Origin of the sequence: Paraburkholderia dipogonis, assembly GCF_046027395.1 — a bacterium.
In the GTDB taxonomy this organism is placed as follows: Bacteria; Pseudomonadota; Gammaproteobacteria; order Burkholderiales; family Burkholderiaceae; genus Paraburkholderia; species Paraburkholderia dipogonis_A.
Genome location: NZ_JAQQEG010000016.1, coordinates 104,103 through 129,575, shown reverse-complemented (window position 1 = coordinate 129,575; position 25,473 = coordinate 104,103). Strand labels below are relative to the sequence as shown.

Sequence of the window (25,473 nt, the reverse complement as noted above, 5' to 3'; positions counted from 1 at the left end):
GAGCCGACCTTGCACGAACTTCGCCTCGAAACGCTGCAGGTGGGCGCACTTCGCATGCGCGTAGCCAGCCAGGGCAGCGGCCCGCTAGTGTTGCTATGTCATGGCTTTCCGGAGTCCTGGTACTCCTGGCGACATCAGTTGACGGCGCTCGCCGCCGCGGGTTTCCGCGCTGTCGCGCCCGATATGCGTGGCTATGGCGGCACCGATGCGCCGCCGGATGCGGAGTCGTACACGATGCTGCATCTCGTCGGCGACATGGTCGAACTCGTCAACGTGCTTGGTGAGAGCGAGGCGGTGATCGTCGGCCACGATTGGGGTGCGCCGGTGGCCTGGAATGCGGCGCTGATGCGGCCGGATCTGTTCCGTGCTGTCGTCGGCATGAGCGTGCCGTTTCATCCGCCTGCGCGGGAGGATTTGCTCAGTGCATTGGATCGTCAAGGAATACGAACATTCTATATGCAGTATTTCCAGACGCCCGGTGTGGCCGAGAGCGAGTTTGAGGCCGACCCCGAAGCCGCGATTCGACGGATCACTTTCAGCATGTCGGGCGATGGACCCGAGCGCGTCGTGGCAGGAATACTGGCGCCCGGTGCGGGTTTTCTCGACAGCACCGTGGACCCCGAGACGCTGCCGGGCTGGCTGAGCAGCGAAGAGATCGCTTATGTGGCGGGCGAGTTCGCGCGCACGGGCTTTAGAGGTGGACTGAACTGGTACCGCTGCATTCGACGCTCGTCGGAACTGATGGCTGCATGGCGAGGGGCCGTGATCCGGCAGCCATCGATGTTCGTGGCGGGCGCGAGAGACGATGTTCTCAAGTTTCCGGGCTCGCAGGCTCGTATCGAGAATCTGGCGCGCGTGCTACCCGGATTGCGTGGCTGCCATATTCTCGATGGAGCGGGTCACTGGATTCAGCGCGAACGTTCGGCCGAAGTGAACGACTTGCTAGTTGCGTTCCTGAGAGGACTGTAGCGGGTCGGAAGCGCTTTGCGCTCCCGAGGACAATCAACCGATTTTGTAGCGCGGGGCCGGCTTGCCGACCTGCGTTGCGGCAAACAACGCCGAGCGGGCAGTGTCGTAGGTATCCCACAGGCTCGCGTCGGCCACCGACGGCCACGTGACAGTTTCGCCCTGATCGAATCCGGACAAAGCCGCATCGACCAGGTTCTCTGTCGTCATCACCGATTCTTTCTGCAGCGCCGAAAGTGGGATGCCGGATTCGTCCCAGATTTCGGTTGCCGTCGATGCCGGAAGGACGAGTTGCAGCTTCACGCCAGTCTCCGCGAGTTCCTGCTGGAGGCCGCGGCTGTATTGCAGAACGAACGCTTTGGTGCCGCTGTAGACGGCGCTGACGGGCATCGAGTGGATCGCCAGCACGGAAGCGATATTGACGATGACGCCCTCGTTTCGCGACACGAACGCCGGCACGGCGGCCTGCGTCAGCCGGGTGAGCGCCGTGATGTTGAGCGCGATCTGCGAACCCGTGTCCTCGGCGGAGGATTCCGCGACCGGCCGCAGTCGCGCGAGACCTGCGTTGTTGACCAGAACGCGCACGGCCGGATCGGTGGCGAGAACCTTCTCGACACGCGCCAGATCAGCGTCCTTCGTCAGGTCCGCAACAATTGAATCGACCTTGACGCCGTGTGCCGCCGATACCTTCGCAGCGAGCGCTTCGAGACGATCGGCGCGCCGTGCGACGAGGACGAGATCGTAGCCGCGAGCGGCAAGGCGGTCCGCGTAGACGGCACCAATACCGGACGACGCTCCGGTTACGACAGCAACTTTCCGTGAACTGGACATAGGTGACTCCGTTAGTTTGGTACTCAACTATAATGATTGAGGGCTCAAGTATATAACCAGACAGCTCCCTCTTGTCAACAGTGCAGTACTCAACCATCCTATGCGTATGGGAAAGAAAATTGATTCACTGGTGAACCCAGACGATCTGGATCGGCCAGCTACTGATGAGCGGGATATCCTCGGCGAACTCGCGTGTACGAACACGGCATTGCGGCGCGCCGCACGCAGACTGGGCCAGCTATACGACGAGGCGCTGGCGCCGCTCGACCTGAAGGCCACGCAGATCGGCCTGATCGCCGAAATTGAGCGTTTCTCCGCCAGCGGCAGTGAAGAGGGGCCGACATTGCAGGACCTGGCGGCTCGACTCGCGATCCAGATTTCGGCATTGACACATGCGCTAAGGCCGCTGGTGCGGGACGGACTGGTGGAATTGCGCCAGGACGCCGAGGACCGGCGGACAAAACACGGCGTTCTTACACGCCTTGGCAAGAAGCGCCTCTCGGAGGCATTGGTGCTTTGGGCTGAAGCGAACAGTCGCGTCGAAGACGTGTTGGGCCGCGACTCGGCTGCAACGCTGCGGGCGCTCGCGGATGAGGTGGCGTCCGACGAGTTTCTCGCGGCCTATCACGGGGAATAGCTTCCCGGCCGGTATCGACCACTCGCACGTGAAAACGGCTGGCGCGCGGTGGATGTTCGTCCTCATGGCACGGCAGGCCGCCGCGGGTCGATCAGCGCCGGCCATCACCGCCGCTGAACCTTCAGCGTTACGCCGTCGAGCGGCCGCCCAGGTGTTGCGCGAGGAAGGCTTCCATAGCTTCGTAGAACTCGAACTGATTTTCTTCGTTTCGGAAGCCGTGCCCTTCGTTGTCTTTGAGCATGTACTTGACGTCGATCCCACGCTCGCGCAGGGCGTCCACAATCTGGTCGCTTTCGGCTTGCTTGACTCGCGGATCGTTTGCGCCTTGTGCGACGAATAGCGGCGTCACGATCCGCTCCGCAAAGAATAGCGGCGATGCATCGTGCAGCGCCTGCTTGCCCGTTTCGGTTTGCGGGTTGCCGATCATCTCGTACATCATGTCGAGCATCGGCTTCCAATACGGTGGCAACGATTCGAGTAATGTGAACAGGTTCGAGACGCCGACATAGTCGACCGCAGCCGCATAGCGCGAGGGCGTGAATGCCACGCCGGCGAGCACCGCATAGCCCCCGTAGCTCGCGCCGTAGATGCCCACGCGCGCGGGGTCGACCAGACCTTGTGCGACGAGCCAGTCGATACCGTCGTCGATGTCGTTTTGCATCGACTTGCCCCATTGACCGAAGCTCGCCTCCCAGAACGCGCGTCCATAGCCCGTCGATCCCCGGAAGTTCAACTGCAAGACTGCATACCCGCGATTGGCGAGCAATTGCGCTTCAGGGTTGAATCCCCACGAATCGCGCGCCCAAGGCCCTCCGTGCGGATTGACGATCAATGGGAGCGGCCGCTTCAGCTTTTGCCCGATTTCGATGCCCGCGGGCAATGTCAAATAGCCGTTGATCTGCAGACCGTCGCGCGCGACGAAGCGGATGGGTTCCATTCGCGCCATGTCCGCGGCGTCGAGCCAGGGCATGAGCTCGGTGAGCCTGGAAAGATGACGGGTGGCGATATCGTATGTCCAGATCGAGCCCGGCGAAAGATCGCTCGAAGCGTGTACGATCGCGCGCGACTCGTCGCGTGTGATGCTCGTGATCGAGATTTCCTGGCCGGGCAACTGACGACCCAGGTCCTCGTGGATAGAGCGAGCCCATTCGTCGAAGAAGTGCCGATGCATGCGGTCATCGACGTACCACGCGGCAGTCAACACGCGCCGATGTTTCGAATAAGCCAGACCGCTCACGTCCACGTGTTCGGTTTCGAACAGCAATTCGCCCTCCTGCGCGGTTTGCGGGTCGAACTCGAAGATGGCCGTCTTGTCCCGGCCTCGATTGGACAGCACGTACAAACGCTGATCGTCGAAGGTAAAGAACAGCGGCGACACCGTTTCGCGGAAGTTCGTCGTCAGGATCGGGCGAAACGGTTCGGTCTCGGTATCGCGATAGAGCAGGGTCGTGTTGACGCCGTCGGAGGCGGTCGCAACGCGCAGGCTCCCGGCGTGATCGGTCATCCAACCCATGATGTTGCCGGGGTTTTCAGCGATCGGGGTGAACGCGCCCGTGACGACGTCGACACGAAACACGTCGAATACCTGTGGGTCGCGCCGGTTCATCTGAATCAGGATATGGCGGTCATCGTCCCTGAGATCGTCGACGATGCTCGCCTTGACGCCGTCGAACGGCGTCAGGTCGACCGGTTGGCCGCCATGGATCGGCACCGACAACACGTGAAAGTTTTCGTCGCCGCCAAAGTCCTTGACGAACAGAATGCGGTCGTTGCCTTTCCAGGCGTGGCCGGGTACATCGCGTTCGGATTCGTTGGTCAGCGCCTGCGCGTCCCCAAGCGGCGAGCCATCGACGCCGATTTCCTGAACGAAGATGTTCTGGCGGCCCGCGTGTCGAGTCAAGAACGAGAGATGCCGGCCATCCGGCGAAATCGTGAACTGGTGTTTCTCGGGCCTGCGGAAAAAGTCGCGTACCGAATAGAGCTTGACGGTTGGGCGAGCGGCTTCCTGATCATTGACGGCACTCATGCAGTTCTCCCCAAAAGCCCCATTTGACCATGCGCGTCAAACCTGCGTCCTATCCGCGCGGCGCGAGCAGGCAATCCCTCAGACTGATTACCATTCTGTTACGCTGACACCCAGATTACGATTGGCACGAAATAAAATATTCAACGAAAGCAATCGTTATCAATACGGTAAACGCCAGAGAACTTCATTGTCGACCGATTGTATGGTTAACACCAATTTAAACGTAAACGAACAAAAAGGAACATCGAATCCGTTGTTTTGATTTCCTTTCAGAAAAAAGGGCGCGCCTTGCCATCCGCCCAAGATGAACCAGAAGGCACCCGCAGCACCGGAGACGCACTAGAAAAAAGGAGAGCGATTTGGTCTTGGAACTGGAGCGGGTGACAGTCGTTTCGGGCGCTCAGACGCACCTGTACGGCGTCGATCTGCGGCTCGTGCCCGGCGCGATCAACGTGCTGCTTGGACCGACGCAAGCCGGCAAGACCACCCTGATGCGCGTGATGGCCGGACTCGACCGCCCGGCTTCGGGCCGGGTGCTGGCCGACGGCAACGACGTGACCGGCGTCAGCGTCAGGCAGCGCAACCTCGCGATGGTCTATCAGCAGTTCATCAACTATCCGGCCATGACGGTGTTCGACAACATCGCGTCGCCGCTGAAGCTGCAAAAGACCGGCGCCGACGAAGTCAAAAGGCGCGTCCACGAAGTCGCCGCCAAACTCCATATCGACCACCTGCTGCAGCGGCGCCCGGGCGAACTGTCCGGCGGCCAGCAGCAGCGTTGCGCGCTGGCGCGGGCGCTGGTCAAGCGCTCGTCGCTGGTGTTGCTGGACGAACCGCTCGTCAATCTCGACTACAAGCTGCGCGAGGAATTGCGCGTCGAACTGGCGACGCTGTTCGCGGACGGCAAAACCACCGTCGTCTACGCGACGACCGAACCGCTCGAAGCGCTGCTGCTCGGCGGCTATACGGCGATCGTCGACAAGGGGCGCGTGCTGCAACACGGCCCGACGCTCGATGTGTACAACGCGCCCGCCACTATCGACGTCGCCGCCGTCTTCAACGATCCGCCGATGAACATGCTCGCCAGCGATCTCACCGCCGACGGCACCGCGCGCCTGCCGATCGGCATCGACGTGCCGCTCGGGCGGGCCAGCGCGCGCGCTGTCAGCGGAAACGAAACGTTCCGTATCGGCGTGCGGCCGGGCCATCTGCGACTCGCGCCGCGAACCCAGCGCTCCGTTGCGGTGCCTTGCCGGCTCGAACTGGCCGAATTGAGCGGCTCCGAAACCTACCTGCATCTGCATACGCGCCAAGGCGGCATCGATCTGGTCGCGCAACTGCAAGGCGTGCATCAGATCGATCTCGGTACGGAACTCGACGTGTACATCGACCCCGACGAACTGTTTGTGTTCGGCGCGGACACGACGCTGGTGTCTGGCCCGGAGGCCGCTCATGGCGCGCATTGAGTTCCAGAATCTCGCGCACGCTTACGCACCCAAGCCCGCCACGCTCGACGACTACGCATTGCAACCAATGAGCATGGTCTGGGAAGACGGCGGCGCGTACGCATTGCTTGGGCCGTCCGGTTGCGGCAAGTCCACGCTGCTCAACATCGTATCCGGCCTCGTGACGCCGTCGGAAGGGAAGGTGTTGTTCGACGGAAGCGACATCACGGCGAAGAGCCCGCGCGAACGCAACATCGCGCAAGTGTTCCAGTTCCCGGTGATCTACGACACGATGAGCGTGTTCGACAACCTCGCGTTTCCGCTGCGCAACCGGAAAATGACGGCACGTGACGTGAAACAGCGCGTTCACGAAGTGGCGGAAATTCTCGACATGACGCGTGAATTGCCGCGCAAGGCGAACAATCTGTCGGCGGATGCGAAGCAGAAAATCTCGCTTGGGCGCGGCCTCGTGCGCAAGGACGTCGCCGCGATCCTGTTCGATGAACCCCTGACCGTCATCGATCCGCATATGAAGTGGATCCTCCGTCGTCAGTTGAAAAAGATTCATCAGCAACTGAAGCTGACGCTGATCTACGTGACGCACGATCAGGTCGAGGCGCTGACCTTCGCGGATGAAGTCGTCGTGATGACGAACGGCCGCGTCGTGCAGAAGGGAGATCCGGGAGCGCTGTTTTTGCGACCCGATCATGCGTTTGTCGGCTACTTCATCGGCAGTCCGGGGATGAATCTCTGCCCGATCGAGCTGAACGCCGACGGCATCAAGATCGGCACGCAACACTTGCAACTCGACCCGCCTACGCTCGATACGCTGAAGCACGCCAACGGAACGCTGACGCTCGGCATTCGCCCGGAGTTCGTGCGCGTGGTGAGCGATGGTGAACCCGGTGCGGTGAAAGCACACCTGCTGCGCGTGCAGCAACTCGGCAATTACCAACTGGTCACGGCGCAATGCGATGGGCACGTCTTCAGGGCCAAGGTCGAACCGCATCTGCGTGTCGACGAGGGGGCGGTCTGGTTGAAGCTCGCCACGACGGAAACCGTGTTCTTCAGCAACGATGAAAGGATTACGCGATGAACAAGCCCGTCAACCAGAAGGCTTGGCTGCTGGTCGTACCGGTGTTCATCTGCGTCGCGTTCTCCGCCATCTTGCCGCTCATGACGGTGGTCAACTATTCGGTGCAGGACATCATCAGCCCGACGCAGCATGTGTTCGTCGGCACCGAGTGGTTTCGCGCGATCATCAACGACGACGACCTGCGCGGCGCGCTCGGGCGGCAGATCATCTTCTCCGCGTGCGTGCTGCTGTTCGAGATCCCGCTCGGCGTCGGCCTTGCGCTGGCGATGCCCGCGTCCGGATGGCGCGCGTCGGCGTCGCTGGTCGTGCTGGCCATGCCGCTGCTGATTCCGTGGAATGTGGTCGGCACGATCTGGCAGATTTTCGGGCGGCCGGATATCGGCCTGCTCGGTTATGCGCTCAATCACGTGGGCATTGAATACAACTACACGGCCAGTCCCGCCGCCGCGTGGATCACGGTGCTCGTGATGGACATCTGGCATTGGACGCCGCTCGTCGCGCTGCTCTGCTATGCAGGTCTGCGCGCGATTCCCGACGCGTTCTATCAGGCCGCCGAAATCGACGGCGCGAGCCGCTTCGCGGTATTCCGTTATATCGAGCTGCCGAAGATGCGCGGCGTGTTGATGATCGCCGTGCTGCTGCGCTTCATGGACAGCTTCATGATCTATACCGAGCCGTTCGTGCTGACGGGCGGTGGCCCGGGCGATTCGACCACGTTCCTGTCGCAGTACCTGACGCAAAAAGCGGTGGGCCAATTCGACCTCGGCCCGGCGGCGGCGTTTTCGCTGATCTACTTCCTGATCATCCTGTTGCTGTGTTTCATTCTCTACAACTGGATGGAGCGCGTGGGCAAAGGCGGCCCCGCGACCACCGGAGACGACTATGCGCAATAACCGCTGGATGCGCGTGGTCGTGCTGACGGTGTACATCCTGTTCGCGCTGATTCCGCTCTACTGGATGCTGTCGATCTCGCTGCGCACGAACGAAGAGACGATGTCGGCGTTCGCGATCTGGCCGCATCACGTGACCTTCGACAACTACAAGGTCATCTTCACCGATCCGTCCTGGTACTGGGGCTATATCAACTCCATCATCTACGTGCTGATGAACACGGTGATGTCGGTGCTGGTCGCGCTGCCTGCCGCTTACGCGTTCTCGCGCTATCGCTTTCTCGGCGACAAGCACATGTTCTTCTGGCTGCTCACCAACCGGATGACGCCGCCCGCGGTGTTCCTGCTGCCGTTCTTCCAGCTGTATTCGAGCGTCGGTTTGATGGACACGTATATCGCGGTCGCGCTCGCGCACATGCTGTTCAACGTGCCGCTCGCAGTGTGGATTCTCGAAGGCTTCATGTCGGGCGTGCCACGCGAAATCGACGAAACCGCCTACATCGACGGCTATACGTTCCCGGCATTCTTCATCAAGATTTTCCTGCCGCTGATCAAGTCGGGCGTGGGCGTGACCGCGTTCTTCTGCTTCATGTTCAGCTGGGTCGAACTCCTGCTCGCGCGCACGCTCACCACTGTCAACGCCAAGCCGATTGCCGCCGTGATGACGCGCACGGTATCGGCGGCGGGGATGGATTGGGGCGTGCTGTCGGCGGCGGGCGTGCTGACCATCGTGCCCGGCGCACTCGTCATCTATTTCGTGCGGAATTACATCGCGAAGGGCTTTGCGATGGGGAGAGTCTGATGCTGACGTGGATGTATTGGACACCGGAAGTGGCGATCTTTTTCGGCTGCGTCGTGGTGATGCTGGCGGGCATGACCGTGTGGGAAATCCGCTCGCCCACCGTCGAACGAAAAGGCTTCCTGCCGATCGGCACTACGCGTGGCGACCGGCTCTTTATCGGACTGCTGATTGCGGCGTACATCAATCTCGCATGGATCGGCATCAGCGCGGAACGCGCGAGCGCGTGGCCCGGTTTCGCGGCGTCGATGCTCGTGCTGCTGATCGTCATGTGGAAAGGATGAACAGCGTTGCGTCCTGAAGGTTTGCGTATCTGGACAGACCGGTTCCGTTGATGCCCCGGGCGGACCTCGGCAGTTGATCCAAGGGGTGCGGAGACACAGGAGAAAGCCATGCAACAGAGGAGACGAATCGTCACGCTCGCCGTGGCAGGGGTCGTCGCGACTGGCTTGACGAGCCACGCAGCGATCGCCGGCACGCCCGAAGCGCAGAAGTGGGTCGACAGCGAGTTCCAGCCGAGCACGCTGTCGAAGCAGCAGCAGATGGACGAGATGAAGTGGTTCATCGATACTGCTGCGACGCTGAAGTCGGCAGGTGTCAAAGAGGTGCACGTGGTGTCCGAAACACTCGACACGCACATGTACGAATCGAAAACGCTCGCCAAGGCGTTCACCGAAATCACCGGCATTTCCGTCAAGCACGACATTATCCAGGAAGGCGACGTCGTCGAAAAACTGCAGACGTCGATGCAATCCGGCCAGAGCATTTACGATGGCTGGATTTCCGATTCCGACCTGATCGGCACGCATTATCGCTATGGGGTGATCATGCCGCTGTCCGACTATATGGCTGGCGAAGGCAAGAAATATACGAACCCTGGGCTCGACATCAAGGACTTCATCGGCACCAGTTTCACGACCGCGCCGGACAAGAAGCTCTATCAGTTGCCGGACCAACAGTTCGCGAATCTTTACTGGTTCCGCGCCGACTGGTTCGCGCGCAAGGACCTGCAGGACAAGTTCAAGGCGAAGTACGGATACGATCTCGGCGTGCCAGTGAACTGGTCCGCGTATGAGGACATCGCCGAATTCTTCACGAACGACGTCAAGAATATCGACGGCGAAAAAGTCTATGGCCACATGGACTACGGCAAGAAAGACCCGTCGCTGGGATGGCGCTTTACCGACGCGTGGCTATCAATGGCGGGCGAAGCCGACAAGGGCATCCCGAACGGCATGCCGGTCGACGAATGGGGCGTGCGCGTCACGCCGGACGGCTGCCATGCGGTAGGCGCATCAGTCAGCCGCGGCGGCGGCACGAACAGTCCGGCCGCGGTGTTCGCGACCACCAAATACATCGACTGGCTGAAGAAGTTCGCCCCGCCCGAGGCCTCGGGGATGACCTTCAACGAAGCAGGACCGGTGCCGGCGCAAGGCAAGATCGCGCAGCAGATCTTCTGGTACAGCGCGTTCACCGCATCGATGCTGAAACCCGGCAACGTGACCAACGCGGACGGCACGCCGAAGTGGCGGATGGCGCCATCGCCGCACGGTCCGTACTGGAAGGACGGCATGCAGAACGGCTACCAGGACGTCGGTTCGTGGACCTTCTTCAAGTCGACGCCGCCGAACCAGCGCGCTGCCGCGTGGTTATACGCGCAGTTCGTCACATCCAAAACCGTCTCGCTAAAGAAGTCGATTACCGGTCTCACGTTCATCCGCGATTCCGATATTCATAGCGACTACTTTACGAAGAACGCGGACAAGTACGGCGGGCTCATCGAGTTCTACAGAAGTCCGGCGCGCGTCGCCTGGACGCCGACCGGCAACAATGTGCCCGATTATCCGAAGATGGCACAACTGTGGTGGAAGAATGTCGCGACGGCCGTCGCCGGCGAGAAGACACCGCAAGCCGCGATGGACAATCTGGCGAAGGAAATGGACCAGGTGCTGGCCCGTTTGCAGCGCGCGGGGATGAAGGTTTGCGCGCCAGAGTTGAATCCGGAAAGCGCTCCGGAGAAATGGCTGTCGGATCAGCACGCACCGTGGAAGAAGCTGGCGAACGAGAAGCCGAAAGGCGAAACGGTCAAGTACGACCAACTGTTGACTGCGTGGAAACAGGGGAAGGTGCGGTAAAGGTGGCGATGCGGTAATGAGAGAGGAGTTGATGCGGGCGGCCTGTTCAGGTCGCCCGTGTCGTTTCAATTACTGGAGGCGCGCACCTCACCGCTTCGACCAGGGCGCCATCGCCTGGAATACACCGTCACGTCTGACCAGCGCGTGCAAAAGCGCCGCCGCCAGGTGCAGCACGATCAGCGCAAAAAAACACAGCGCGAGCGTCCTGTGCGCGTTCCACAGCAGCGTGTGCAAACCGTTGCTATGCGGCAGGATGGACGGCAAATGCATTCCGAACACCACAACGGGATAGTTCGCGGCCGACAGCATGCCCCAGCCGATCAGCGGAAGCCCGATCATCAGCAAGTAGAACGCGAGATGCGACAGGTGCGCGGCGAGTTTCATCGGTTCCGGCATCGACGCAGGCAGCGGCGGCGCACCGCGCGTCAACCTCACCGCCAGGCGGATCAGCGCCAGCACGAGGATCACGATGCCCAGCGGCTTGTGAATGGACACCAGCGAAAGATAATCCGGGCGAACGGTGGACACCATCCCGACGCCGATGAACAGCATCGCCAGAATGCAAATCGCCATGAGCCAGTGAAGCGCGCGTTGCAGCGGCGTGAAGCGATCATGGATCGGGTTCATGGTGTGGCTCCTCCCGGATGGCGCGGATAGTCCTTATCCTCGGCGGTCCGCCGGTTGAACGATACGGAATAGGCGGCTGAGCGCGCGGCCGGAAACGGATCGTCCGAGACGTGCATGCCGGACGGCAGGACGGTGGGATCGAAGTTGAGATCGCGACACGGTCCATCGGCCTCGGGTTCGATCGCGTTGACCACCAGCGTACCCGCGTCCACCTTGCGTCGATCTTCCGGCCACGCTTTGCTGGGGTCGTTGGTCGGGTCGCCCGGATTGGCGGCGGTGACGACCAGCGTCCAGCGTTGCGGCGCGCTCTGCACCCGCTGCGTGATATCCGCGGCGAGGAAGTCGGCGCCTTTCTGCTTCAACTGGTCGGGGGATACCGCCTCGGGCTGCGCGGCCGGGACGAAGGACCAGCGCACGGCCTGGTCCTGTCCCTCGGCATTGGTGAAGATGAAGCTATTGAGGCTGTTGTACCGGTCCTGCGCGTACGAGGCCGTCCACGGCGCGCTGCCGGCCCAGCCGACAAACGTGCCGAACTCCGGGTGGGCGGCGACAAAATTCTTCATGGCGTCCGGATCGGTCTTGTTGGCCGAGGCCTGCAGCAGCGCGTAGAACGCCTGCGGCGTGGCGACCGGGAAGAAAGGCGCGTCGATCATCGCTGTGCGCCATTCGCTTCCGTCCGGCGCGACGATGCGCAGGCTGAGACCCCGCACCCGAACCGTGGCGTCCGGCGCTTTGGGATCCGGCGTAGCGAGGTTGAAACGTCCCGTGACCGGATATGAACCAGGCGCGAACATCGGCGCCTTGGACAGGGCCGCGGCCCCGCCATTCGATTCGAAGCTGCCGGTAAAGCAGATGCCCTTGGCGTGATTGCGCCGGAAGCCAAGCGCCGCGCCGCCCGGCGGCGCCAGCCCGTTGACGATCTTCGCCGGCGTCAGGCGCCCCGGCGAGAGCCAGCCGGCCGTAAAGGCGAAGGCCGCGACCAGCGCGACCACGACGACTGCAATCAGGACCAGCGAACGAACGGCGGAGGCGTTGGAAGTCGGTCTGTCGGCCATCGGTCTCTCCCGAGCAATGATTCGGCTGAGTAGAAATCTAGCAGGGTGGGGAGAATAGTGCCATTGGTTGGGGGAGTGTGCATCGAATGCCGCCAGATGCCCCAGGACCCGAAGGCACCGCTGCAACTACTGCCGCTTCAGAGGATAAGAGCGTGCGGCACGCTGATTGCTCGGTCTGTGGTCAAGCAGGCGGCGATCGTCTGCGTCGATTCCAGTCAATCAAGGAGGAACGGATCATGATTAAGGCAACCTGCTCATTAATCGCGGCCGTCGCCGCGCTTACGCTGTCGGGGGGCGCTTATGCACAGGCGGCCGGCGGCTCAAGCGGGAGTGGTTCGTCAGGCAGCACGGCTAGCCCGTCGAACCAGGTCAACGGTGCAACGAGCGGCTACGGCACGCCAGGCGCCACCAGCTCGGACAGCGGCTCGGCCGCCAGGTCGCCCAACTCGGGCCTGCCGAGCACGAACAGCAGTTCGACGTCTGCCACCAGCGCTCCCAAGAGCAACAACACGCTGGCGACCCCGAGCGTAGTGTCGCCGGCCGCCGGCCAATAGCAGCTGTTAAAGATGACATAAGGGCTGCATTACCGGCCCTTATGTTTTTGTCCGCTGCCGGCCTGGTTCCGTCCGACGCGTTTCATCGACTGTGGCGCGGCGCGTCGGCACCATCAACCGCCGCCTTACTGAAGAACACCATTCGGCGTCGTGCTAAACGACATGAACCGCGCGATGGACCATTTGCCATCCGGTTGCCGTTTAAAAATATCCATCCCTGCCTCATGCGTCACGCTTTGCTCAGCACCCTTGCGGGCTGTCAGCGTCCAGAACAGTCGCACAACGGCGATATCCCCGGAAACGATGATCTCGCGGATGTCCGGGCTATCGTAATGGAGGCTCAACTCAGGCTTCGCCAGCAGCGCGGCGAGCTTCGTGCAGAGCGCATCCCGGTTACCATCGAGCACTTCAGGAACGGTTGAAACCAGGTCGGGCGCGAACACATCGCAGACGCCTGCTGCATTGCGCGCGTTGAAAGCCTCTGCCCAACCTCGCAGCCGTTGCGTGATGGCGGCCTTGTCGGAACCTGCGTCAGCGCGAGCCGGAGTCGCCATCACAGCGCCCGCTAACACCGCGGCAATCGTAAGCAGCCGTCTGGTCATCGAAATTCTCCAAATCGACAGAATCCGCTTCCACTCAAAAAATAACAACCATCCCCTCAAGAACTGCAGCGCGCTGCCGATATTGCGAGAAGAGCGCATTCGGTTTGAATGTTCCGCTGGTCCAGCCGGACAGGTGTATGCTGGCCAGTCCGCAAAAAAATGGCATCTCATTAGCCGCATTCAAAGTGACCAAATAGCAGAATCGTGTCGCCGGCGTCATCGTCGGGAAAATTGAATGTGGTATTCAAGTCATCTTCGTACGACGGAGACACTGTGATTCGACATTGCCTCGGGGGTTGGCTACTGGCGCTAAGCTGCGTGAGTAGCGCCATGGCCGCTGGTCCCGAATGTTCGCGTTCATTTACGCTAGCTTTACACGATCACGGTCTGCTCTATTCCGTCGACACGGATACCGGGATCGACAAGGACTTCGCTGACGAGCTGATCCGTCGCAGCGGTTGCCAGATCAGAGTCAGTCTGATGTCGCGGGCCAGGATCTGGAAGCTGATTGAATCCGGCGGACTTGATTTCAGCCTGTCGGGCATTGCCAACGACGAGCGCAATGAGTACGCGGACTTCGCCTGGTATTTCAGCAACAAGTACTATCTGTTGGTGCGCAAGGACGCTGGAATTCATCGTTTGGCCGATTTCGAGCACAACGACCAGTTTCAGCTCGGCGTGATCCGCAGCTTCCGCTATAGCGAGTCGGCCAACCGTCTGGTCGACAAGCTGGCGGCCGAAAACCGTGTCAGCCAGGCCGGTGGTCTGGATCCGTTGTATCAGGCGCTGATCCTCCGCCGCATTCAAGGCATGATCATCGAGCCTTTCGATTACCCTGCAATCGATGAAAAGAAAATCCGCGACGTGACCACCATCGTGGAATTCGACGACCCCGCCGTACCTCACGGCCTAATCATGTCGAAGAAGGCACTGTCGCCGGCCGAGCGGGAAAAGTGGCGCGCCCTGGTGAATGAGATGCGCGCGGATGGCACCGTTCGGCGCATCTTCGAGAAGTATTTCAAACCTGACCTCGCCAATTCGATGGTCGATTTCAAAGCGCAGCCGTGAACTGGGCACGCCTCGTCCTGCTGCCGCTACTGGTCCTGTCCGCTGCGCTCAGCGTGACGTGGATGCTTTGGGACCATGAGCGGGAAGCCGCCCGTCATGAACTGCTGTCCCAGTTCAATTTCTCGCTGGGCGACGCGGTCAGCCGGATCGAGCAGCGCATGGGCACGTATGAGCTCTTGCTACGTGGCGTGCAGAGTCTGTTCGCCGCTACCGGAGAGATCGACCGCGGTCAGTTCCGTGACTACGTCGGCACGCTCAATCTCGACGCTAACTTCTCCGGTATCCAGGCTATCGGCATCGTCGCGTGGGTGCCGGCGACGCAGAAGGTCGAGCATATTGCGGCCCTCCGCCGGCAGGGGGTGCCCGACTACACGATCGAGCCCAAAGGCTCACGCGAGAACTACGCGCCCATCATCCAGCGCGAGCCGTCCGTTGGCATCAATCGCGCGGCGCCCGGTTTCGATGCATGGGCCGATCCTGTACGGCGGCGCGCCATGGAGCAGGCACGCGACTCCGGCATGGCGACTCTTTCCGGGAAGGTCCGCCTGTCGGTGGACGCCGGCAATGCTCGCCCCGGATTCATCATGTACCTGCCGGTCTACGCACGAGGCCAGCCGCAAGATAGCGTCGCCCAGCGCCGCGCGCACCTGGTCGGCTGGGTGTACGCCTCGTTCCGCATGCACGATGTCATCGCCAGCCTGTACGGCGAGCAACCGCCCGGCCTCACCATCGCTATATACGATGGCGTCGAAACGTCGGCCGCCGCGCTGTTGCACAAAACGCCTGAGGCGCCCGGTCATCATCTGGCTGCGGACATGTCGGCCAACGAATATCTGGTTGTCGGCGGACATGACTGGACACTCTCGATGAGTGCCCAGGACGACTTCAAGGCCCGCTTCGGCCGTAACGCCGCGCTGCCGATCGCCAGCACCGGCACGGGCCTCAGCTTGTTGTTGGCGCTGCTCACCTGGCTGATGATGACCGGCCGCGGCCGCGCGATGCGGCTTGCCTCGGCAATGACAAAAGAATTGCGCGAGAACGAGGAGAAATTCCGCGCGATTGCCGACTGTACGGTCAACTGGGAAATCTGGTGGGGACCCGACGGCAAGCCACGCTGGATCAACTCGGCGGTGGAGGCGTACATCGGCTATACCGTCGACGAGTGCATGGCCTTGCCGGATTTCGCGGGCACCGTCATTTATCCGGAGGACATTCCCCGCGTTGCACCCGAGTTTCAGAAGGCACTACAGGGCTTGCGCGGCGATGACCTCGAGTTTCGCTGTGTTCGCAAGGACGGCTCGATCATGTGGCTGTCCGCGTCCTGGGTTCCGATTACCGATTCCAAGGGCGAGTTCATCGGCTTTCGCACGAGTGGCCGCGACATTACCGAGCGCAAACAGGTCGAGGCCGAACTACGAATTGCCGCTGTCGCATTCGACTCGATGGAACCGATGATGATCACCGACGCGAGCGCGAGGATTCTGCGCGTCAATTCCGCTTTCACGGAGTGCACCGGTTACACGTCAGAAGAGATCGTGGGCCAGACACCGGCCGTGCTTCGGTCAGGCCGTCACGACGCCGCATTCTTCCAGGAGATGTGGGAAGCGATTCATCGTGCCGGTGGCTGGCAAGGGGAAATCTGGGACCGTCGCAAGAACGGTGAGGTGTACCCGAAATGGCTCACGATCTCCGCCGTGATGAGCGAGGATGGAACCGTCAGCCACTATGTCGGCACACATCACGACATTACCGAACGCAAGATCGCGGAAGAGCGAATCAAGGAATTGGCCTTCTTCGATGCGCTGACCCGGCTGCCCAATCGCACCTTGCTGCTGGATCGCCTGAGGCAGGCGATCACGGCCAGCGCACGCAACGAAGCGTGTGGTGCGCTGCTGTTCATCGACCTGGACCATTTCAAGACGTTGAACGATACCTTGGGCCACGATAAAGGCGATCTACTGCTGCAGCAAGTGGCGCGGCGTCTGGCAGACAGCGTACTCGAGAGCGACACCGTGGCCAGAGTGGGGGGCGACGAGTTCGTGGTGGTGCTCGGGAACCTGCACAAGAACCGGCAGGAGGCCGCCAACCAGACGGAGGCCGTGGGCGAAAGAATCCTCGCTGTTCTGGGCAGTCCGTATCACCTTGGCAAGATCGAGTACCGCACTAGCGCGAGCATCGGCGCCACCGTGTTCAGAGGGCATCAGGCCTCGATCGACGAGCTCCTCAAGCAGGCCGACCTCGCGATGTACAAGTCCAAGGAGCGAGGACGCAATGCCGTGCGTTTCTTCGATCCGGACATGCAGACCGTCGTGGTGCAGCGAGCCGCGCTGGAAGCGGGCTTACGCAATGCAATCGAGGACAATCAGTTCCTGCTCCATTACCAGGCGCAGGTTGTCGGTACTCGTGTAACCGGCGCGGAAGCACTGGTGCGTTGGCAGCATCCGCAGCGCGGTATCGTGCCGCCTGCCGAGTTCATTCCGCTGGCCGAAGAGACCGGACTGATCCTTGCGCTGGGAAGCTGGGTGCTGGAGGCTGCGTGCGCGCAACTGGCGCAATGGGCTACGCGGCCGGATATGACGCATCTCACGATTGCGGTCAACGTCAGTGTCCAGCAATTCCGTGAAGCTGATTTCGTGGACAACGTATTGACGATCATCGCTCGAACCGGCGCGCGGCCCGACAGGTTGAAACTGGAACTGACGGAAAGCGTGCTGGTCGACAACGTGCAGGACATCATCGAGAAGATGGGCGCGCTGAAAGCGAAAGGCATCGTCTTCGCATTAGACGATTTTGGCATCGGCTATTCGTCGCTGTCCTATTTGAAGCGCCTGCCGTTGGATCAGTTGAAAATCGACCGCTCATTTGTGCGCGACGTCCTCGTCGATCCTAACGACGCTGTGATTGCCAGGACTATCGTGGCGCTTGCGCGCAGCCTCGGTTTGGGCGTGATCGCCGAAGGAGTCGAAACGGAGGCTCAACGGGACTTCCTCGCAGCAGCGGGATGCTACGCGTATCAGGGCTATTATTTCTGCCGCCCGCTTCCTATCGAGGGTTTTGAAGCGATGTTGAGCCGCGTCGAGACGCGTCAGTGCGTGGCTGAGTGAGCAGGAAATAAGTCGCGCGTCATATCAGTAGCGCAACGCTGACGCAAGCGCTCGTAGAAACACATCCTTGGCGTGTGGGCGGCCCCTAAACTTCGTGCGGTCTTCGTCCCCCACCTACCTCGGCGTATTCCTACAAGCGCTTGCGGCAACCGTCTACGAAACCGCGCTCGGTGTCACCTCGATATTTTGTCATCAACCGTATAACGAATTCATAAAACCGAATGGTGAGTACTGTTAATACGGCATATCGAAGCGCGCGGCGAGCCCCGGTTGCAGCCAGGCGGATCTGTGGCGTATGTCTCGCTGTTTCGCTCAACCAGCATGCCTTCTTTATCAAGAAGCTCGTGCTTTATACAAGGGATTTAGGTACAGGCCGATATCATCGCTCCGCTTGATGCCACTGCTTTAAAGCCAGGCGTCATTCTTGGGAGAAAAATCATGTTTGATATTGGAAAAGAGTATTCTCGGGAAGATATTCATCGGGTGACGGGAGGATGCAAACAGGCATTCTTGCCCGTGAAGGGTGGAAAGGTCGTCGCCGCGCGATTGCGTCAGGATCTCAACCCGTATGCACCGGATGTGATCGTGTGCGATGGCAGCGCCGCTGCACGAGCGGCAGGCCGAACGCTCGCGCGACAGACCGACCCACTGCCTGTTTTTGTCCGCACAGCGACTGACCGATTCCGTTACATGGGCGAGTACGTCACCGAGGAATCGTTTACTGCTCCAGTCGACTACGCAAAGTACGTGCAGAACAGTGGATTTACGCTGGGTCAGATTTCGCGCGTGATCAAGATGAAGCGCCGTTGATCTCAATGCGATGTTCGATTCGCAATTGTCACATCGTCGGTTGGGTTGTGGCTCGTGCCCAACCGGCGATCATCAATGACACGCCTGAATGTGCGCGCCGTCCTTATGTCGTGCGACGCGACACGTTTTACAGATAGCTGCAGACGTAGTCGAGCGTTTCGATCACGTCGATATCGAAGCGGCTTTTCCCGGGCACCGAGAACGACTCGCCCGCACCATAGGTCTTCCACTCGTCACTGCCTTCCAGGCGGATACGGCATTGGCCAGCCTGCACTTCCATGAGTTCCGGCGCATCGGTGCCGAAGTTGAGCGCGCCGGGCAGGATCACGCCAAGCGTTTTGCGCGTGCCGTCGGCGAAGAGAACGGTGTGCGAGACGCACTTGCCGTCAAAGTAGACGTTGGCTCGTTTAACGATGGAAACCTGATCGAATTGCGTTGCGGCCGTCATGCCAATCTTCCTCTGGGTTGTCGTGAATGGATGCGTTTGCGTGGACTCTAGGTCGGGCGCGAACCCGCCATGATACAGGCGGTCGGTGGCTGCCACCGAAAGAGGTGGAGATCAGCGGGCGCCCGCCAACCACCGTCTAGCCGATGATCTTCAGATGTTCAGCCAGGATAGTGCTGCCAATGCCGATCAGCACGACGCCACCCGCCAGCTCCGCACGCCTGCCCGCCGCATGCCCGATGACACGGCCGAGCATCACGCCGATCGTGACCATCGCCATCGTGGCGAGCCCGATCGCGGCAGCAGTGGAATAGATGTTGACGTCCACGAAGGCGAGGCCCGCACCGACCGCCATGGCGTCGATACTCGTGGCGAAGCCGGTCAGCGCCAGCAACCAGAACGAATGAGTCGACGGCTTCGCCTCCTCGATTTCCTTGGCGGTGAAGCTATTGAAAACCATGCGGGCGCCGAGGACCAACAACAGCGCAAACGCGATCCAGTGATCCCATGCGGAGACGTATTGCGCTGCAGCTTTGCCGAGAAACCATCCGACCAGGGGCGTCAACGCCTCGATGACGCCGAAGATGAGGCCCGTCCTGACAGCCTCGCGCCAATGAGGACGATTGAGCGTGGCGCCTTTGCCGATTGCGGCCGCAAAGGCGTCGGTGGACATGGCGAAAGCAAGGAACAGCGTTGCGGCAGGATTCATGAGAGGAGGGCTCGAGGTCGGGCGGAAAACCGCGACACACCGCCGCGCCCGACCGGTCGCGTGGTGTGTCGATGGTCTTGCCAACCAAAGGGCTACCTGCACCACGGTCTGCGTGACCGAGAATGTTGACGCAGGCGCTTCTGGGTAGAAGCCGGCTACTCCCCAAAGACAGGTGCGAGCATATCACGTCGAAAGCTTTATGTAATGCGAATCGCGCATGGCAAGCGTGGAGACGAAATAAATCTGTCGCCACTTCATGTATCAGTAGCGTGGCAAACGGCCGATGGTATATGTTGAATTAGTGGCACACCGTCCTTCAGGAAATGAGGCAGGTCACGTTCGCGGAAGCAGGTACGCAGAACATCAGAACAATACGAATGCGCGTTTGGCGCGTACGAAAGTTGCTTTGGCGATGCTGACTGTTGCGTGGGGACGCAGGCGACTCCTCGAAAAAAACGAGGCCTGACAAAAGTATGAATCGGTTCCGCACGTGCATTGGCCCAGGCCATATGTTGCACCGCGAGAACGCGAAACTGGAGCGAGACATGAGCCAGTCAGTATCCGCCGCGCCCGATGCGGGCCACTCCGGCGGGCGCGGGCATCACCGGCCGGCGATGCCTGCACTCGCGCTTGCCGCATTGGGTGTGGTGTACGGCGACATCGGCACCAGCCCGCTGTATACGCTGCAGACGGTGTTCGATCCAGTCAACGGACTGTCGCTCAACGCGCTGAATGTGGTTGGCATCGTGTCGCTGATCGTCTGGTCGCTGATCGTCGTCGTCTCGCTCAAATACGTCACGTTGATTCTGCGCGCGAACAATCACGGCGAGGGCGGGATCATGGCGCTGCTGGCACTGGCGGCATCGTCGGTGGCCACGCGGCCGCGTTTGCGCCATACGTTGCTGGGCGTCGGCATCATGGGCGCGGCGCTCTTTTACGGCGATAGTGTGATCACGCCGGCGATCTCCGTGTTGAGCGCCGTCGAAGGTCTCGAAGTCGCCGCGCCGTTTCTCAAGACTTGCGTGATCCCCGTGACGCTGGTCGCGCTGGTCACGCTGTTCCTGATGCAGAAGCGCGGCACGGCCGGTATCGGCATTGTGTTCGGACCGGTGATGGTGCTCTGGTTCATCGTGCTTGCGGTGGTGGGCGTGATCAACATGATGCGGGCGCCCGCGATTCTCGTCGCGCTCAATCCGCTCACGGGTCTGGCGTTCTGCCTGCATCATCGGTGGCTGGCGTTCGTTGCTCTGGGCGCGGTCGTTCTGTCGTTGACCGGCGCGGAAGCGTTGTATGCCGATATGGGACATTTCGGCGCAAGGCCGATCCGGCTGACGTGGTTCGGCCTCGTGTTTCCCGCACTCGCGTTGAACTATCTGGGGCAGGGCGCGTTGCTGCTTGCCGATCCGGGCGCGCTGCAAAATCCGTTCTACAAACTGTTCCCGCAATGGGCGCTGTATCCGATGATCGTGCTGTCGACGGTCGCGACCGTGATCGCGTCGCAAGCCGTTATCTCGGGCACGTATTCGATGACGAAGCAGGCGATGCAACTCGGCTTTCTGCCGCGCATGAACGTCGTCTACACGTCGGAAAGGGAGATGGGGCAAATCTACGTGCCAGGCATCAACTGGACGTTATTGGCTGCCGTCGTGGCCGCTGTGCTCGGCTTCGGTTCATCCACGGCGCTCGGTTCCGCGTACGGTATCGCCGTCACCGGCACGATGCTGATCACGACGATCCTGACGTTCTTCGTGATTCGCTACGCGTGGCATTACAACTGGCTGCTATGCGTGTTTGCGACCGGCTTCTTCTTCGTGATCGACGCGGCGTTCTTCTCAGCAAACTTGCTGAAGCTCATGCAGGGCGGCTGGTTCCCGCTTCTGGTGGGGCTGATCATCTACACGATCATGGCGACCTGGGGACGAGGCTGGGAGATGATGCGTGCCGAAGCACGCGTGAGGGCCGGGACGATGCCGCTCAAGCCCTATCTGGCGACGTTGCTGAAGGACTCGCCGATGCGATGCGGCGGCACGGCGATTTTTCTATCGCCCGATCCTGATGGTGTGCCGCATTCGTTGATCAACAATCTGATGCATAACCGCGTGCTGCATAAACGCGTCGTCTTCGTGACGGTGAACAACGAGGAGATACCGTGGGTGCCTACGAGCGAGCGCGTGAGTGTGCACCCGCTAGATTCGGACTGCTACCAGGTCACGATCACGTATGGTTTCATGGATGAGGTCGACTTGCCGCGCGCGCTTGAAATTTGTAAGTCGCAAGGTTTGACATTCGAGCCGGCGGAGACTTCCTACTTCCTTAGCCGTGCGACTCTGGTGCCCACTCGTGATAGCGGCATGGCGATGTGGCGAGAGCGTTTGTTCTCGGTCATGTTGCATAACGTGGGTAACGTTGCGGCTTATCTGAAGCTGCCGGCTAATCGAGTGATCGAGTTGGGGGCGCGCGTGGAGATTTGAGGATTGCCTATGAACGCGAGCAAAAGCTTCGTCATCAGGCGAGAAAGAATCAAATATTCACTTTGCTTTTAATTCGGAATACACTGAATTTTCTATTTCCCTTTACCTTACCCCGCTAGTCTTCAGTAACAGATGTTTTTGTCGTGCTCCGCGAGCCGAAGCAAACCGAGGCGGCTCGTGCCCAACACCATTTGAACGGGACGACTCATCATGGCTGATACGAGCTACATGGCACGGAAATCCGTCGCCGATATTGTGGGAAGCGCCGACGCGCAAGAAGGCCACGCACTATCGAAAACACTCGGCGCAACGAGCATCACGGCGATGGGCATCGGCGCCATCATCGGCGCCGGCATCTTCGTTCTGACCGGCACGGCCGCAGCGCAATTCGCCGGGCCGAGCATTATCCTGTCCTTCGTACTCGGTGGCATTGCGTGCGCGTTCGTCGGCCTCTGCTATTCGGAACTGGCAGCGATGTTGCCCGTATGCGGCAGCAGCTACACCTACACGTATGCCACGCTGGGTGAAATTTTCGCGTGGATCATCGGCTGGGACTTGATCCTCGAATACGCAATGGGCGCCGCCACAGTCGCGGTCGGATGGTCCGGTTATATCGTGAGCTTGCTGCATAACGTGGGGATCAATATCCCGCCCGTTCTAGCCACTGCACCCGGCACCGTCATCAAGCTAGCCGATGGCACGACCGCGACAGGCATCGTCAATCTGCCCGCGATAGTGATCATCGCCATTCTCACCACCATGCTCGTGCTCGGTACGAAGGAATCGGCGCGGCTCAACAACATCATGGTGGCGGTCAAGCTGGTCGTGGTGGTGGCTTTTATCGCGCTCGGCGTCTTTTTCATCAAGCCCGCGAACTGGCATCCGTTTATTCCCGCGAATACTGGCGAGTTCGGTAACTTCGGCATGAGCGGGATTCTGCGTGGCTCGGCCGTGGTGTTCTTCGCGTTCATTGGTTTTGATGCGGTCTCCACTGCCGCACAGGAAGCGAAAAAACCGCAGCGGGACATGCCGATCGGCATTCTTGGGTCGCTGATCATCTGCACGATTTTGTACATCCTCGTCGCGGGCGTACTCACCGGACTCGTACCGTACGCTGAACTGAACGTTCCTGATCCGATCGCCAAGGGCGTGGATGCCATCGGTCTGAACTGGTTCTCGATTCTGATCAAGATCGGTGCGCTGACAGGACTAACCACTGTGATTCTCGTGCTGCTGTACGGGCAGAGCCGCATCTTCTTCACGATGTCGACGGATGGCTTGCTACCGCCTCTTTTCGCGCGAGTTCATCCGCGTCTTCAGACGCCTCATTTGAGTCAGATTCTGATTGGCTCGGTCGTCGCGATCGTGGCGGCGCTTACACCGATCAGCGTGCTGGGGGAGATGGTCAGCATTGGCACTCTGTTCGCGTTCATTCTCGTCTGCGGTGCTGTGATCTATTTGCGGCGCAGCGACTCTGATGCTTCACGCCCGTTCCGGGTTCCTGGTGTACCGATCGTGCCCGTTCTGGGGATACTGTTTTGCCTGTTGCTGATGGCGGGGCTGCCGCTCGTCACGTGGGTGCGGCTTGTTGTGTGGCTTGTGATCGGCATGACCATTTATATTTCTTATGGCCGGAATCATTCGAAGTTGCGCTTTCCTGAGCGGCATTGAGAGGGCGGTGGCGCCGGATTGGCGCTACTGCGAATATTTCTCACATATCGATGAAAAATGCTCGTTTGGCGCTTTACCTCCGCCTGCCTAATCTAGAGATGTAACTCAACTCAGGAGGAGGTTTCTCGTGGATATGGCGTTGTTTGAGATTCCAGCTGTCGCGGTTGTTTTAGGTGTCGTTTGTGTCGTGGTGGTTAGGGCATTTGTGTCATCGCGCGCGGATGGCATTGATGTTTTTATGAGGCGAGATATAACGGACGAGCGGGAAAAGTCTTTTGCGTCCCGTAAGTCAGACAGTGGTTATTCGGCGGCGCCGACTTGCTTTAGCGATCGCCGGTAGGTCTGCGGTGATGTCGATGGATATCAGATCCTGGTAGTTCTGCGTCAGGCGATCGTCTGACATGAGCGGTCATCAGCGCCTGAGCGCTGCCGTGTTTCTTTGCTCTCGCCAACGTAGTTCAGCCGACGGCAGATATATCCTGGCCGGTCGGCTGACGAGAGCAGGCATAGCGCCCAGAGAGGAACTCAGGTGTTCCTTGGCATCGAACAGCAATCAGGACTTAATGAACGCCAGCAGGTCGGCGTTGATCTGCTCCGCATGGGTGGTCGGCATCCCGTGCGGCAATCCTGGATACGATTTAAGCGTCCCGTGCTTCAAAAGCTTGACGGACTTTGCTCCAGTGGTCGGGAACGGGCAAATCTGATCGTCCTCGCCGTGCATCACCAGCACTGGGACATCGATTATCGCCAGATCGTCGTAGAACTCGGTTTCAGACAGTACCTTGACGCAATCGTACTGGGCCTTGATGCCGCCCATCATGCCCTGCCGCCACCAGTTCTCGCGTATACCCTCAGACACTGTCGCGCCAGGACGATTGAAACCATAGAATGGAATCGTGATGTCCTTGTAAAACTGGGCACGATGGTTCGCTGTCCCGTTGCGTATCTCGTCGACGACCTTCTTTGGAACGCCCTCGGGGTTCTTTTCCGATTGCATGAAGAGTGGCGGGATCGCGCTAATGAGCACCGCCTTCGCTACGCGGCCATTGCCGGTGCCATGCCGGGCAACGTAACGTGTCACCTCCCCGCCTCCCGTAGAGTGGCCAATGTGCACGGCATTCTTAAGATCGAGCACCTTGACGAGTTCGGCGACGTCGGCGGCGTAGGTATCCATGTCGTTGCCGCGCACCGTTTGGGTGGAGCGCCCGTGACCACGGCGATCATGAGCAATCACCCGATACCCTTGATCCAGGAAAAACATCAATTGTGCGTCCCAATCGTCTGCTGAAAGAGGCCAGCCATGATGGAAGACCAGTGGTTCGCCTGTGCCCCAGTCCTTGTAGAAAATTCGAGTTCCGTCCGCGGTTGTGATGTATGAGCTTCCAGTATTCGCTTCCATCTCGTATCCTTTTTGAGGTCGGTTTTGACGAAGGGATGAACGTTCTACGAGCGCAGACCTACCTCAGGAAGCCGGTAATTCAGACCTGATCTGAAAGTCGGGAAAGCAACGAGTTACCGTTTAGAATTTTTGG

22 protein-coding genes and 1 riboswitch are annotated in these 25,473 nt (G+C 60.2%); of the genes, 14 read left to right on the top strand and 8 right to left on the bottom strand.

The genetic code is table 11. The features are described from left to right. Positions 1-9: 9 nt before the first annotated feature. Entirely contained in the window at positions 10-969 is a 960-nt protein-coding gene (locus PQR32_RS18020) for an alpha/beta fold hydrolase (RefSeq protein WP_408229442.1), read from the top strand. Between the two features lie 33 nt (positions 970-1,002). On the opposite strand, the gene PQR32_RS18015 is transcribed toward PQR32_RS18020, so the two are convergent. Further along, a complete protein-coding gene (locus tag PQR32_RS18015) occupies positions 1,003-1,797 on the bottom strand; it encodes an SDR family NAD(P)-dependent oxidoreductase (RefSeq protein WP_408229439.1) in 795 nt (264 codons plus the stop codon). Positions 1,798-1,903: 106 nt separating this feature from the next. Here PQR32_RS18015 and PQR32_RS18010 point away from each other — a divergent pair, with 106 nt between their 5' ends. Further along, on the top strand, positions 1,904-2,434 hold the full coding sequence (locus PQR32_RS18010; RefSeq protein WP_408229436.1) for a MarR family winged helix-turn-helix transcriptional regulator: 531 nt from the start codon (positions 1,904-1,906) through the stop codon (positions 2,432-2,434). A 127-nt stretch (positions 2,435-2,561) separates the two neighbouring features. Here PQR32_RS18010 and PQR32_RS18005 read toward each other — a convergent pair whose 3' ends face one another. Next, positions 2,562-4,460, bottom strand: a complete 1,899-nt coding sequence (locus PQR32_RS18005; RefSeq protein WP_408229433.1) for a S9 family peptidase — start codon at positions 4,458-4,460, stop codon at positions 2,562-2,564. Between the two features lie 359 nt (positions 4,461-4,819). On the opposite strand from PQR32_RS18005, the gene PQR32_RS18000 reads away from it, so the two are divergent. The 6 genes from PQR32_RS18000 to PQR32_RS17975 all read left to right on the top strand — a co-directional run bounded on the left by PQR32_RS18000 (position 4,820) and on the right by PQR32_RS17975 (position 10,825). Further along, a complete protein-coding gene (locus PQR32_RS18000; RefSeq protein WP_408229430.1) occupies positions 4,820-5,926 on the top strand; it encodes an ABC transporter ATP-binding protein in 1,107 nt (368 codons plus the stop codon). Then, positions 5,913-7,001 carry an ABC transporter ATP-binding protein gene (locus tag PQR32_RS17995; RefSeq protein ID WP_408229427.1) on the top strand — a complete coding sequence of 363 codons (1,089 nt, stop codon included), beginning with the start codon at positions 5,913-5,915 and terminating at the stop codon, positions 6,999-7,001. The genes PQR32_RS18000 and PQR32_RS17995 overlap by 14 nt, the downstream gene beginning before the upstream one ends. Further along, the gene (locus PQR32_RS17990) at positions 6,998-7,894 is read left to right on the top strand and encodes a carbohydrate ABC transporter permease (RefSeq protein WP_408229424.1); all 897 of its coding nucleotides are present in this window, start codon (positions 6,998-7,000) and stop codon (positions 7,892-7,894) included. The genes PQR32_RS17995 and PQR32_RS17990 overlap by 4 nt, the downstream gene beginning before the upstream one ends. After that, the gene (locus PQR32_RS17985) at positions 7,884-8,693 is read left to right on the top strand and encodes a carbohydrate ABC transporter permease (RefSeq protein ID WP_134132701.1); all 810 of its coding nucleotides are present in this window, start codon (positions 7,884-7,886) and stop codon (positions 8,691-8,693) included. Before PQR32_RS17990 ends, PQR32_RS17985 begins: the two co-directional genes overlap by 11 nt. Next, on the top strand, positions 8,693-8,974 hold the full coding sequence (locus PQR32_RS17980) for a DUF2160 domain-containing protein (protein WP_408205239.1): 282 nt from the start codon (positions 8,693-8,695) through the stop codon (positions 8,972-8,974). Before PQR32_RS17985 ends, PQR32_RS17980 begins: the two co-directional genes overlap by 1 nt. A 108-nt stretch (positions 8,975-9,082) precedes the next feature. After that, positions 9,083-10,825 carry an ABC transporter substrate-binding protein gene (locus PQR32_RS17975; protein WP_408229420.1) on the top strand — a complete coding sequence of 581 codons (1,743 nt, stop codon included), beginning with the start codon at positions 9,083-9,085 and terminating at the stop codon, positions 10,823-10,825. Positions 10,826-10,912: 87 nt separating this feature from the next. On the opposite strand, the gene PQR32_RS17970 is transcribed toward PQR32_RS17975, so the two are convergent. Both PQR32_RS17970 and PQR32_RS17965 read right to left on the bottom strand, forming a co-directional pair. Beyond that, positions 10,913-11,452: a cytochrome b gene (locus tag PQR32_RS17970; protein WP_408229417.1), complete on the bottom strand. Its 540-nt coding sequence runs from the start codon at positions 11,450-11,452 to the stop codon at positions 10,913-10,915. Beyond that, on the bottom strand, positions 11,449-12,507 hold the full coding sequence (locus PQR32_RS17965) for a catalase family peroxidase (protein WP_408229414.1): 1,059 nt from the start codon (positions 12,505-12,507) through the stop codon (positions 11,449-11,451). The genes PQR32_RS17970 and PQR32_RS17965 overlap by 4 nt, the downstream gene beginning before the upstream one ends. A gap of 236 nt (positions 12,508-12,743) precedes the next feature. On the opposite strand from PQR32_RS17965, the gene PQR32_RS17960 reads away from it, so the two are divergent. Further along, the gene (locus PQR32_RS17960) at positions 12,744-13,061 is read left to right on the top strand and encodes a hypothetical protein (RefSeq protein ID WP_408229412.1); all 318 of its coding nucleotides are present in this window, start codon (positions 12,744-12,746) and stop codon (positions 13,059-13,061) included. A 125-nt stretch (positions 13,062-13,186) separates the two neighbouring features. Here PQR32_RS17960 and PQR32_RS17955 read toward each other — a convergent pair whose 3' ends face one another. Further along, positions 13,187-13,663, bottom strand: a complete 477-nt coding sequence (locus PQR32_RS17955) for a YybH family protein (RefSeq protein ID WP_408229409.1) — start codon at positions 13,661-13,663, stop codon at positions 13,187-13,189. A gap of 330 nt (positions 13,664-13,993) precedes the next feature. Here PQR32_RS17955 and PQR32_RS17950 point away from each other — a divergent pair, with 330 nt between their 5' ends. From PQR32_RS17950 to PQR32_RS17940, 3 genes are all read left to right on the top strand, one after another. Further along, on the top strand, positions 13,994-14,731 hold the full coding sequence (locus PQR32_RS17950) for a substrate-binding periplasmic protein (RefSeq protein WP_408229406.1): 738 nt from the start codon (positions 13,994-13,996) through the stop codon (positions 14,729-14,731). After that, the gene (locus PQR32_RS17945; protein ID WP_408229403.1) at positions 14,728-17,835 is read left to right on the top strand and encodes a bifunctional diguanylate cyclase/phosphodiesterase; all 3,108 of its coding nucleotides are present in this window, start codon (positions 14,728-14,730) and stop codon (positions 17,833-17,835) included. The genes PQR32_RS17950 and PQR32_RS17945 overlap by 4 nt, the downstream gene beginning before the upstream one ends. Before the next feature lie 438 nt (positions 17,836-18,273). Further along, positions 18,274-18,645, top strand: coding sequence for a DUF6697 family protein (locus PQR32_RS17940; RefSeq protein WP_408205210.1), 372 nt, complete (start codon positions 18,274-18,276; stop codon positions 18,643-18,645). A 127-nt stretch (positions 18,646-18,772) separates the two neighbouring features. Here the strand turns inward: PQR32_RS17940 and ppnP are convergent, their stop codons facing one another. Together ppnP and mntP are read right to left on the bottom strand one after the other, a co-directional pair. Continuing rightward, positions 18,773-19,093 carry a pyrimidine/purine nucleoside phosphorylase gene (gene ppnP / locus PQR32_RS17935; RefSeq protein WP_116122394.1) on the bottom strand — a complete coding sequence of 107 codons (321 nt, stop codon included), beginning with the start codon at positions 19,091-19,093 and terminating at the stop codon, positions 18,773-18,775. A 136-nt stretch (positions 19,094-19,229) separates the two neighbouring features. Beyond that, the gene (gene mntP, locus PQR32_RS17930; protein WP_408229399.1) at positions 19,230-19,799 is read right to left on the bottom strand and encodes a manganese efflux pump MntP; all 570 of its coding nucleotides are present in this window, start codon (positions 19,797-19,799) and stop codon (positions 19,230-19,232) included. Positions 19,800-19,808: 9 nt separating this feature from the next. After that, positions 19,809-19,975, bottom strand: a riboswitch (yybP-ykoY riboswitch). A gap of 369 nt (positions 19,976-20,344) precedes the next feature. Here mntP and PQR32_RS17925 point away from each other — a divergent pair. After that, positions 20,345-22,270, top strand: a complete 1,926-nt coding sequence (locus tag PQR32_RS17925) for a potassium transporter Kup (protein ID WP_408229396.1) — start codon at positions 20,345-20,347, stop codon at positions 22,268-22,270. 210 nt (positions 22,271-22,480) lie between these two features. Continuing rightward, positions 22,481-23,941, top strand: a complete 1,461-nt coding sequence (locus PQR32_RS17920; protein WP_408229393.1) for an amino acid permease — start codon at positions 22,481-22,483, stop codon at positions 23,939-23,941. Between the two features lie 553 nt (positions 23,942-24,494). Here the strand turns inward: PQR32_RS17920 and PQR32_RS17915 are convergent. Continuing rightward, positions 24,495-25,340, bottom strand: coding sequence for an alpha/beta fold hydrolase (locus tag PQR32_RS17915; protein ID WP_408229390.1), 846 nt, complete (start codon positions 25,338-25,340; stop codon positions 24,495-24,497). Positions 25,341-25,473: the final 133 nt, after the last annotated feature.

Bases quoted from the DNA above. Each gene is read 5' to 3' on its own strand.
- PQR32_RS17980 (WP_408205239.1), top strand. From the start codon at position 8,693: ATGCTGACGTGGATGTATTGGACACCGGAAGTGGCGATCTTTTTCGGC.
- PQR32_RS17965 (WP_408229414.1), bottom strand. From the start codon at position 12,507: ATGGCCGACAGACCGACTTCCAACGCCTCCGCCGTTCGTTCGCTGGTC.
- PQR32_RS17955 (WP_408229409.1), bottom strand. From the start codon at position 13,663: ATGACCAGACGGCTGCTTACGATTGCCGCGGTGTTAGCGGGCGCTGTG.
- PQR32_RS18010 (WP_408229436.1), top strand. From the start codon at position 1,904: ATGGGAAAGAAAATTGATTCACTGGTGAACCCAGACGATCTGGATCGG.
- PQR32_RS17925 (WP_408229396.1), top strand. From the start codon at position 20,345: ATGAGCCAGTCAGTATCCGCCGCGCCCGATGCGGGCCACTCCGGCGGG.
- PQR32_RS18015 (WP_408229439.1), bottom strand. From the start codon at position 1,797: ATGTCCAGTTCACGGAAAGTTGCTGTCGTAACCGGAGCGTCGTCCGGT.
- PQR32_RS17990 (WP_408229424.1), top strand. From the start codon at position 6,998: ATGAACAAGCCCGTCAACCAGAAGGCTTGGCTGCTGGTCGTACCGGTG.
- PQR32_RS17920 (WP_408229393.1), top strand. From the start codon at position 22,481: ATGGCTGATACGAGCTACATGGCACGGAAATCCGTCGCCGATATTGTG.
- ppnP (WP_116122394.1), bottom strand. From the start codon at position 19,093: ATGACGGCCGCAACGCAATTCGATCAGGTTTCCATCGTTAAACGAGCC.
- PQR32_RS17915 (WP_408229390.1), bottom strand. From the start codon at position 25,340: ATGGAAGCGAATACTGGAAGCTCATACATCACAACCGCGGACGGAACT.
- PQR32_RS17985 (WP_134132701.1), top strand. From the start codon at position 7,884: ATGCGCAATAACCGCTGGATGCGCGTGGTCGTGCTGACGGTGTACATC.
- PQR32_RS17940 (WP_408205210.1), top strand. From the start codon at position 18,274: ATGTTTGATATTGGAAAAGAGTATTCTCGGGAAGATATTCATCGGGTG.
- PQR32_RS17975 (WP_408229420.1), top strand. From the start codon at position 9,083: ATGCAACAGAGGAGACGAATCGTCACGCTCGCCGTGGCAGGGGTCGTC.
- PQR32_RS17950 (WP_408229406.1), top strand. From the start codon at position 13,994: ATGGCCGCTGGTCCCGAATGTTCGCGTTCATTTACGCTAGCTTTACAC.
- PQR32_RS17995 (WP_408229427.1), top strand. From the start codon at position 5,913: ATGGCGCGCATTGAGTTCCAGAATCTCGCGCACGCTTACGCACCCAAG.
- mntP (WP_408229399.1), bottom strand. From the start codon at position 19,799: ATGAATCCTGCCGCAACGCTGTTCCTTGCTTTCGCCATGTCCACCGAC.
- PQR32_RS17960 (WP_408229412.1), top strand. From the start codon at position 12,744: ATGATTAAGGCAACCTGCTCATTAATCGCGGCCGTCGCCGCGCTTACG.
- PQR32_RS18005 (WP_408229433.1), bottom strand. From the start codon at position 4,460: ATGAGTGCCGTCAATGATCAGGAAGCCGCTCGCCCAACCGTCAAGCTC.
- PQR32_RS17970 (WP_408229417.1), bottom strand. From the start codon at position 11,452: ATGAACCCGATCCATGATCGCTTCACGCCGCTGCAACGCGCGCTTCAC.